Below are 9956 nucleotides of genomic sequence, written 5' to 3'. Positions count from 1 at the left end.
GAAACGGTGAGGAAGTGTCCAAAATCCGGGGGCCTCACTTTCGGATGTGTCCACTACTCGGGGTCCATTTTAACCACCATTCCTCATTCCTCACTCCTCACTCCTCATTAATGGCTGGAGACTTTTGCAGTGGAATGGATGGACAGGTACCACGACTATTTCCCTCTTGACTTACCTCGCCGATATAAGTAAAATAAGAAAATACTGACAGGCGTGGATGAAGACGTCCTGTATGTGCCGTTCTACAGAGAGCTTCCGACCGGTGAAAGGAAGCGTTCGGCCTGCGGGAAGATCACTTCGGAGCTTCGGGGAAGAAAAGCCCCGACGGGACACCGTTATCTGTACCAAGTGGCCGAAAGGTCATGAGGGTGGTACCACGGGAATTGGATTCTCGCCCCTTACAGGGGCGGGAATTTTTATTTTGGAAATCAATGATTTCCTTAGGAGGAATGGAAATGGATTACAGCAAGACTTTACATCTGCCGGAGACCGATTTCCCCATGCGGGGAAACCTGCCGAAAAAGGAACCGGGCTTTGTGGATTTCTGGAAGGAACACGACCTTTATCACCAGAGAATCGAAAAGAGAAGAAAGGATGGGGCCCCCACCTTCGTTCTCCACGATGGCCCTCCCTATGCAAACGGCAAGATTCATATCGGCCATGCCCTGAACAAGACTCTGAAGGATATCATTATCCGCTACAAGCATATGGCCGGCTATGAAGCCAACTATATCCCCGGCTGGGATACCCACGGACTGCCTATCGAATATGCAGTACTGAAGGACTCCGGTGAAGACCGGGCCAATATGACGCCCCTGGAACTCCGGAAGAAGTGCCTGGCCTATGCGAAGAAATGGATCGCCATCCAGAAGGCGGACTTCATCCGCATGGGCGTGGTCGGCGATTTCGACCATCCCTATGTAACCTTTGATCCCCATCTGGAAGCGAAGGAACTGGAAGTCTTCGGCGAAATGGCTCGGAAAGGCTATATTTACAAGGGCAAGAAGGCCGTATACTGGTGCCCGAACTGCGAAACCGCACTGGCGGAAGCAGAAATCGAATATAAGGACCGCAAGTCCCCTTCCATCTACGTGAAGTTCCCCATGATCGATGTTCATGGACTGGAACCGGAAGGAGTTGATAAGTCCAAGGTATTTGCAGTCATCTGGACCACCACCCCCTGGACCATCCCGGCCAACCAGTACATTTCCGTGAACCCGAAATTCACCTATGTATGGGTTCACAACAAGGCAGCCGATGAATACTACCTCATGAACAAGGAACTGGCACCGAAGGCCCTGGAAGAATGCAAAGTGACGGACTACGAATTTGCAGGCCGTGAAATGCTGGGTTCTGAACTGGATCTGGCCAAGTTCAAGCACCCCTTCGATGAATACAACCGTACCGTATACGTACTGGAAGGCAACCATGTCACCCTGGATGCCGGCACCGGCTGCGTACATACCGCTCCTGGCCACGGCGTGGACGACTTTGAAGTTTACAAGACCTATGAAAATGCGGGCAAGCTGAAACAGGAAATCCTGTGCCCCGTAGATGAAAAGGGCCGGATGACCGAAGAAGCGGGCATGGGCCTCGTGGGCAAGACCATCTGGGAAGCAGAGGGTCCGGTGATTTCCCTCCTCGCCCATAAGGGCATGCTCCTCGGCAAGAAGTCCCTCCACCATCAGTACGCTCACTGCTGGCGCTGCAAGAACCCGGTCATCTACCGGGCTACGGACCAGTGGTTCGCCTCCATCAATGATTTCCGGGACAAAGCACTGAAGGCTGTGGACGATACCCGGTTCATTCCTTCCTGGGGCCATGACCGTCTGTACAACATGATTCGTGACCGCCAGGACTGGTGCATTTCCCGCCAGCGTTCCTGGGGCGTGCCGATTCCTGCTTTCTACTGCGATGACTGCGGCAAGTGGGTCATCACACCGGAAACCATGAAGAAGGTAGAAGACATCGTCGAAAAAGAAGGCACCGATGCCTGGTGGACCCACTCCGCAGAAGAACTGCTTCCGGAAGGATTCAAATGCCCCCACTGCGGCGGCACCCATTTCCATAAGGAAAAGGATATCATGGATGTATGGTTTGACTCCGGTTCCACCTGGAACGGCGTCCTCCGCTATCCCCACAAGGAATGGGAAGGAGTCAAGTATCCCTGCGACCTGTATCTGGAAGGTTCCGACCAGCACCGCGGCTGGTTCCATTCTTCCCTCCTCTGCTCCGTGGCAGTCAACGGCTATGCACCGTACAAGGCTGTCCTCACCCATGGGTTCACCATGGACGGCGAAGGCCGGAAAATGAGTAAGTCCGTAGGCAACGTGGTGGCTCCGCAGGACGTGATCAACAAGTACGGCGCCGACGTGATGCGTCTCTGGATTTCCTCTGTGGACTACCAGGGCGATGTCCGTCTCTCCGACAAGATCATCAAATCCATGAGCGACGTGTACCGCAAGATCCGCAATACCTTCCGTTACCTCCTGGGCAACCTCTACGACTTCGATCCGAAGAAGGATGCCGTGGCCTATGAAGATATGGAAGAACTGGACCGCTGGGCCCTGCTCCGTATGGAACAGGTGAAGGAAACGGTCCTCAAAGCGTACGATGACTACGAATTCCATGTCATGTACCATGCAGTCCACAACTTCTGCACCGTGGACCTCTCCGCTATTTACCTGGACATCCTGAAGGACCGCCTGTACACCGAAAAGGCAGATGGCAAGCTTCGTAGAAGTGCCCAGACCGCCATGTACGAAATCCTCACCACCCTGGTCCGTCTGGTGGCACCGGTACTCTGCTTCACGGCGGAAGAAGTATGGCAGGCCCTCCCGAACAAGGAAGAACGGGAATGGTCCGTCCATATGGCCGATATGCCGAAGGCCAATGAAAAGTACCTGGACAAGGCACTGGATGAAAAATGGCAGAAACGGCTGGCTGTGAGAACGGTGGTCATGAAGGCCCTGGAAGAAGCCCGTCAGAAGAAGACCATCGGCCATCCGCTGGATGCGGAAATCACAGTATACGCCGACGGCGAAGCTTTCTCCGTGGTGAAGGACATGGAAAAGGAACTGGCTGACTTCTGCATCGTCTCCCAGGCAAAGATCGTGGAAGGCACGAAGGATGCTCCGGAAGGCGCCGCTTCCAACGAAGAGGGCACCGTAAAGTGCAGCGTAGCTGTGTGCACCCTCGAAAAGTGCGAACGCTGCTGGAAACGGACTCCTGACGTAGGCAGTGATCCGAACCATCCTCACGTCTGCGCTCGCTGCGCCCACGTGCTGGATGAAGAATAAGAAACGTAATCAAAGCGCCTGACCGCTGTAAAAGGGCTGGGGAAAATGGAAATCCATTTTCCCCGGCCTTTTTTGTATGCTGATAGCTGGAGGGGAGGTGGCTTAAGGGGAGCGGCCTGCGGCCGAGGGGGAGGTGCGGCGCGGGAAAATGAGGAATTAGGAGTTAGGAATGAGGAATGGATGTGGCGGCGCACAAATAGGAAGCGCCGCCTTTTGATACCTGGGAACGGATTCGCCGCTGGACTTGTGACCCCTTTTAGATGGCAGCAGGTTCTGATGCCTGTCACATTCCCACCCCCGTCATTTCGAGCGGTGGTAAGCATCTTGTATGACACTATTGTCCAGAATTGCTGTAGCTTCGAGGAGTGAAGAAATCTTTCTTGTGTTCTGGAATACTGTGAATTTTCCACCTCTGTCACAGAGTTGTAAGTCGGCCAGAGTCATTGGGGTTCCAACTGCGGCGAAGCCGCGAGGCCTCAACTCTCAACTCTCAAATTTCAAATCTCAAATCTCAAATCTCAACTCTTCCTTTTTCGCCACAGGCTTTAGCACTATCTCACTTTTTCAACTGACAGAATCGGCCTCCTGTGGTATGATAGGAGTACGTTCATAAAAGTACGAAGAGGTATATATCCTTTGGGGTATATGCCTCTTTTTGCATTCGGGAGGGCTGCCATGAAGTATATAGATTTCCACTGCGATACGATTACAGAAATCCATGATCATCGGGAAAAGGGGAATCTTCTGGAAAATTCCCTCTACGTGGATCTGAAAAAGCTGAAGAAGGGAGGCTGCTTCATCCAGGACTTCGCCCTCTGGGTGGATCGGGAGAAGGACTCTGATGTGTGGGGCCGGTATGAAGATCTCCTTTCCACATGGAAAAAGGAAGCGGCCCTCTATAAAGACCGGCTGCAGCCTATCCATAGCCGGGAAGATATCCGGGAGGCCGAGGAGGATGGGAAAATCGGGGCTCTCCTTTCCATCGAAGGGGGAGAAGTGGTGGGAGGTTCCGTGGAAAAGCTCCGTCAGGTCTACAAAGACGGCGTCCGCCTCATGACCCTTACGTGGAACTATCCCAATGAAATCGGCTGGCCCAACGGCATGGAAGGAAAGGACAAGGGTATCACGGCCAGAGGCTGGGAAATCGTGGAGGCCATGGAATCCCTGCACATGGTGGTGGATACGAGCCACCTCAATGACGAAGGAACACGGGACATCCTTCTCCATTGCCGCCGGGCGCCCATGGCGTCCCACTCCGATGCCCGGGCGGTAACAGCCCATCAGCGGAACCTGCCGGATGACCTGATTCGTCTCTTCGGAGAGAAAGGGGGCCTCATAGGCCTGAATTTTGCCAACCATTTCACCGGGAATTCGGAAGAAACAAAGCTGGAAAATATCGTCCGCCATGCCCGGCACATCCGGAATGTGGGAGGCATAGACGTGCTGGCCCTGGGCAGCGACTTCGACGGTATCGAACCGAAGCTGGAACTGAAAGACGCCTCTGAAATGGGCCGCCTCGCCGATGCCCTGAAAGCAGGCGGCTTCCATGAAGGAGAAGTGGAAAAAATCTTCTGGCAGAACGGGGAACAGTATCTGAAAGATATATTGGGATGAAAAAATAATTAGGAATGAGGAATGAGGAATGAGGAATGGATAAGGCGGCGCACAAATCAGGAAGCGCCGCCTTATAAAATTGAACTGTGGCTTCGCCGCTGGACGGATTGATGGGAAGTGCGGCGAAGCCGCTGAACTTCAACTCTGAATTCTTTGCGGCGCAGCTGCTGTTATCCTCGATCTCAGCCTCGATTTCGATCCGGGATCCCTGTACGCAGGCTATTTACTTTTTCCCTTTACTGCTTTATACTGTATGTATATTTCATAAAGAGACAAGGAAGCCCTTTTTATCGGCCGGCGCCGGTAAGAAGGGCTTTGTGGTCTCAAAAGGCAATGGAGCTGCATTCGGAAACGGGTGCGGCTCTTTTTGGTAAGGGGGAGAGACTATGAAAAAACTTCTGAAAGCAATGATTCTCGGTTCCATGGTTGGACTGGCTGCTATCGGTTTCGCCGGCTGCGGCGGCAGTTCATCCGGAAGTTCTTCCGGCGGCGGTTCTGTGCCGAAGGATACCATCGTAGTGGGGATGCCGGTGGATCCGGAAACCCTGGACCCCGCTGTCACCATGGATAACAAGGGATGGCAGATCACCTATCCTGCCTATGAACGGCTGGTGAAGTACAAGGTGGAAAACGGCAAGGCCTCCACCGACGTGGAACCGTCCCTGGCCAAGTCCTGGACCGTCAGTGACGATGGCCTCACCTGGACCTTTACCCTGGAGGAGGGCCATAAGTTTGCTGACGGCTCCCCGGTGGATGCGAAGGCGGTGAAGTTCTCCATTGACCGGGTGAAACAGATGAAGAAAGGACCATCGGACTATTTCAAGGTGGTGGACGCCATCGAAACTCCCGATGATAAGACGGTGGTATTCAAGCTGTCCAAGCCCTTTGCTCCTTTCCTCTATACCCTGGCAGTGAACGGGTCTTCCATCGTGAATCCGAAGGTCATGGACCAGGCCAGGGATAACGACATGGGATCCTCCTATCTGGCTACCCACACCATGGGCTCCGGTGCCTATGAGATCACGTCCTACACGCCGTCCCAGTCCATCAAACTGGACGTACAGAAAAATTATGCCGGCAAGGCGCCCTCCATTAAGCATGTCATTTTCAACAGCATCAAGGATCCCTCCGCCCAGCGGCTGCAGCTGGAGAAGGGGGATATCGACATCGCTGAGGGCATTCCCATGGACCAGATCGACCAGCTGAAGGACAATAAGGCCATCCATGTCTATGAAGATCCGTCCCTTCTCTGCTCCATTGTGTACCTGAATAACCAGAAACTTCCCACCAGCAATAAGAAATTCCGGCAGGCCCTGTCCTATGCCATCGATTACAATGCCATCATCGACGGTGCCGTGAAAGGCCGGGGCGAACAGCTCACGAATGCCCTGCCGAAGGGCATGTGGGGCAAGGATGAATCCCTGCCGGGATACACCTATAACCTGGACAAGGCGAAGGAACTGCTGGCGGCCTCCGGGGAAAATGTGACGGAAATCAATCTCCTCTACTCCGGCCACGCTGCTTTCGACGAGGCGGAAGCCCTGATTATCCAGAATAACCTGCAGCAGCTGGGTATCAAAGTAAACCTGGAAAAGGTAGCCTGGGCTACGTTCCGTCAGCGGGCAGACAAAGGAGACTTCCAGATGGCCTTAGGCACCTGGAGCCCGGACTACAGTGATCCCCAGTTCTTCCTGTCCTACTGGATGGATTCTTCCTACTGGGGCCTCCCGGGGAACCGGTCCTTCTATAAGAATGATGAAGCGGACAGCCTCCTCCGTCAGGCGGAAGTGATGACCGACAAAGAGGGCCGTACGGAAATCTACAGGAAGGTCCAGAAGATCGCCTTCGACGATGCGCCGTATCTCTTCCTGTTCCAAACAAAGGTGCTGACCCCCATGCGGGCCAATATCAAAGGCTTCGCCTACAACCCCATGCTGGACAGCATGTACGACTTCGAGCATCTGACGAAGGAGTGAGAACGGCTGGTTCTAAATCGCTTCGGTGTGAATGAGGAATGGGGATTTAGAAATGAGGAATGGTTGTACGGCGCAGCCGCTGGACCTCAACTCTCAACTCTGCTTTACCGGCGCAGCCGCTGTTACCCTCGATCTCGACCTCGGTCTCCATCTATCTCTTCAGGGGTGTGTTTTTCAAGGAGGGCCTATGATTTCCTGGCGTTTTGTATTTCAAAGAATCCTTCATCTCATCCTTGTCTTTATCGGTGTGTCCATTGTCACCTTCTGCATTTCCCACGTGATTCCCGGGGACCCGGCCCGCATGCTGGTGGGGCCCCATGCGTCTCCGGAGACCCTGGAGGCTGCCCGGCAGTCTTTGGGCCTCGATAAGCCGATTCTTACCCAGTATGCCATTTATATGGAAGGCCTTTTCCGTGGAAACATGGGCGTCTCCATCCGCACCCAGATGCCGGTGTCCGGAGAGCTGGCCCGGTATTTTCCGGCCACCCTGGAACTGACGCTGGCGGCCATGGTGATTGCCGTACTCTTTGGCATATTCCTCGGTGTCCTTTCCGCTGTCCACCGGGACAGCTGGGTGGACCATATCTGCCGGGTTATTTCCATGGTGGGTGTGTCTATCCCTCTCTTCTGGTCCGGCGTGGTGTGCCTCATCCTGTTCTACAAGGTGATTCCCATCTTCCCGGCTTCCGGCAGGCTGGATCCCTTTATTACGCCTCCGCCGCCGGTGACAGGACTTTACGTGATTGATGGCCTCATTGCAGGAAATATGGATGTGGTTCTTTCCGCTATCCACCATCTCCTGCTGCCGGCCCTGTGTCTGGCTTACGCCCAGCTGGCCATCATTGCCCGGCAGGTGCGGAGCGGTATGGTAGATGTGCTGGAGCAGGACTATATCCGTACGGCCCGGGCCTGCGGCATCCCGAAGCATCGCATCATTTACCATTACGCCCTGAAAAATGCCCTGATTCCCACGGTCACCATTACGGGCCTCACCATCGGTGAACTCCTGGGGGGCGCGGTGATTACGGAAACCATATTCGGCTGGCCGGGCATGGGAAAGTACGTGATGGACTCCATTGCCTACCTCGATTTCCCGGCTATCATGGGATTTACCCTGGTGGTGTCCGTGGGGTATGTGGTGATCAATATGGTGGTGGATGTGATTTACAACATCCTGAATCCCCAGATCAGCGGAGGTGATGGCAAATGACGGAAGCCAAGGAAGGAGAACTCCGGGAGGAACGGGAAGGGTTCCTGAAGAAATCCCTGGATATTCTCCTGAAAAATAAGCTGACCCTGGCGGGCATGGTCATTGTGGCTGTCATCATTCTCCTGGGTCTTCTGGCACCCCTCATCAGCCCCTGGGACCCGAATCTCATGAACGTTTCCGGCCGTCTGGCGGCGCCTTCGGTGCACCACCTCTTCGGTACCGATGAAATGGGGCGGGATATATTCAGCCGCATTCTCTACGGTGCCCGGATTTCCATCGCCGTAGGCCTTTCCATCGTCATCATTGCGGCGGTTATCGGCGTGGCCATCGGCAGTGTCTCCGGCTATTGCGGCGGCCGGGTGGACCGGGCCATCATGGCAGTGACGGACATGGTTCTTTCTTTCCCCTCCATGGTGCTGGCTCTGGCCCTTACGGCGGCCCTGGGAGTGGGGCTCTTCAATACCATGCTGGCGGTGTGTATTGTCCGGATTCCTCTCTACGTGCGGCTCATGCGGGGGCAGGTGCTGTCCCTGAAGGAGGAGCCCTATGTGAAGGCGGCGAAAACCTTCGGCGCCTCTCCTGTCTGGATCGTGGTACACCACATCCTGCCGAACTGCCTGTCGCCCCTTATGGTGCAGATGACCCTGGGCATCGGCGATGCCATCCTCATCGCTTCTTCCATGAGCTTCATCGGCCTCGGTGCCCAGCCGCCTATGCCGGAGTGGGGCGCCATGATTTCTACAGCCCGGGTCTATGCCATTGACCAGTGGTGGTATGCAGCGTTCCCGGGCATCTTTATCCTGGTCACCGTCATGGGGTTCAACCTTTTGGGCGATGGCCTCCGGGATATTCTGGACCCCAGAAGTGGAGAGTGAGACCATGGAAAATGTATTGGAAATTGAACATCTTTCCCTGTCCCTGCCGTCGAAGAAGGGAAAGGTCCCCATCCTCCACGATGTGAATCTCACGGTGGGAGCAGGGAAAATCCTGGGCCTTGTGGGAGAATCGGGCAGCGGGAAATCCATGACCGCCTTTGCGGTGACCCGGCTCCTTCCCGGTGGGGGCAAGGCGGAACTGGGCGGTTCCATCCGCCTCATGGGGCGCCAGCTCCTGGGCATCAGCGAAAAGAGTATGGAAGAAGTGCGGGGACGGGATGTGTCCATGATCTTCCAGGAACCCATGACCTGCCTGAACCCGGTCTTCACCATCGGCACCCAGATGACCGACGTCATTAGGACCCATGAAAAGATGGGGAAGGAGGAGGCCGAGAAAAAGGCGCTGGTCCTTCTGGAGGAGGTCCATATCCGCAATGCGGAGGATGTACTCCATTCCTATCCCTATGAACTGTCCGGCGGCATGCGGCAGCGGGTGATGATTGCCATCGCCCTGTCCTGCAAGCCGAAGCTCCTCATCGCCGATGAACCGACCACGGCCCTGGATGTGACGGTGCAGGCCCAGATTCTGTACCTTATCAAAGAGGCCTGCCGGGACCTGGGAACGGCGGTGCTCTTTATTTCCCACGACCTCGGCGTGATTTCAGAACTCTGCGACCACATCGCCGTCATGTATTCCGGCCATATCGTGGAGTCCGGCGAAGCGAAGGATGTGCTGTCCCGTCCCCTCCATCCCTATACGAAGGCCCTCATCGGAGCCCTGCCGAAATTCACGGGAGAGGGAGTCCATGAGCGGCTCGCTGCCATTCCCGGCATGGTGCCGGACCCGTCGGAAAAGATGGGAGGATGCCGCTTTGCACCCCGCTGCAGCCGGGCGGCGGCAGACTGCCGGGAGGGGCTGCCCCCCTGTCTGGAGAAGGGGAACCATCACTGTGTGTATTGCTGCCATCCGGAGGAGGGATAA

The 9956-nt window shown here is 55.2% G+C and carries 6 protein-coding genes; all 6 read left to right on the top strand.

All coding sequences use genetic code 11. The features are described from left to right. Window positions 1-455: 455 nt before the first annotated feature. The 6 genes from ileS to QZR21_RS02325 all read left to right on the top strand — a co-directional run bounded on the left by ileS (window position 456) and on the right by QZR21_RS02325 (window position 9956). Window positions 456-3299: an isoleucine--tRNA ligase gene (gene ileS, locus QZR21_RS02350; protein WP_296100342.1), complete on the top strand. Its 2844-nt coding sequence runs from the start codon at window positions 456-458 to the stop codon at window positions 3297-3299. A gap of 675 nt (window positions 3300-3974) precedes the next feature. Further along, entirely contained in the window at window positions 3975-4913 is a 939-nt protein-coding gene (locus QZR21_RS02345; protein WP_296098169.1) for a dipeptidase, read from the top strand. Between the two features lie 386 nt (window positions 4914-5299). Next, entirely contained in the window at window positions 5300-6889 is a 1590-nt protein-coding gene (locus QZR21_RS02340; RefSeq protein ID WP_296098166.1) for an ABC transporter substrate-binding protein, read from the top strand. Between the two features lie 187 nt (window positions 6890-7076). Then, window positions 7077-8099 (top strand): ABC transporter permease, encoded by a 1023-nt coding sequence (locus QZR21_RS02335; protein WP_296098163.1) that lies wholly within the window; start codon window positions 7077-7079, stop codon window positions 8097-8099. After that, entirely contained in the window at window positions 8096-8974 is an 879-nt protein-coding gene (locus QZR21_RS02330; RefSeq protein WP_296098158.1) for an ABC transporter permease, read from the top strand. The genes QZR21_RS02335 and QZR21_RS02330 overlap by 4 nt, the downstream gene beginning before the upstream one ends. 4 nt (window positions 8975-8978) lie before the next feature. Beyond that, window positions 8979-9956, top strand: coding sequence for an ABC transporter ATP-binding protein (locus QZR21_RS02325; RefSeq protein ID WP_296098155.1), 978 nt, complete (start codon window positions 8979-8981; stop codon window positions 9954-9956).

This window comes from uncultured Dialister sp. (assembly GCF_900541605.1).
GTDB lineage: Bacteria > Bacillota > Negativicutes > Veillonellales > Dialisteraceae > Dialister.
The sequence above is the reverse complement of the archived record's forward strand: the minus strand, read 5'-3'. Positions and strand labels throughout refer to the sequence as shown.

What these genes read in the sequence shown, in the direction of transcription:
- QZR21_RS02345 (WP_296098169.1), top strand. Translation starts at nt 3,975, where the DNA reads ATGAAGTATATAGATTTCCACTGCGATACGATTACAGAAATCCATGAT.
- QZR21_RS02325 (WP_296098155.1), top strand. Translation starts at nt 8,979, where the DNA reads ATGGAAAATGTATTGGAAATTGAACATCTTTCCCTGTCCCTGCCGTCG.
- QZR21_RS02340 (WP_296098166.1), top strand. Translation starts at nt 5,300, where the DNA reads ATGAAAAAACTTCTGAAAGCAATGATTCTCGGTTCCATGGTTGGACTG.
- ileS (WP_296100342.1), top strand. Translation starts at nt 456, where the DNA reads ATGGATTACAGCAAGACTTTACATCTGCCGGAGACCGATTTCCCCATG.
- QZR21_RS02330 (WP_296098158.1), top strand. Translation starts at nt 8,096, where the DNA reads ATGACGGAAGCCAAGGAAGGAGAACTCCGGGAGGAACGGGAAGGGTTC.
- QZR21_RS02335 (WP_296098163.1), top strand. Translation starts at nt 7,077, where the DNA reads ATGATTTCCTGGCGTTTTGTATTTCAAAGAATCCTTCATCTCATCCTT.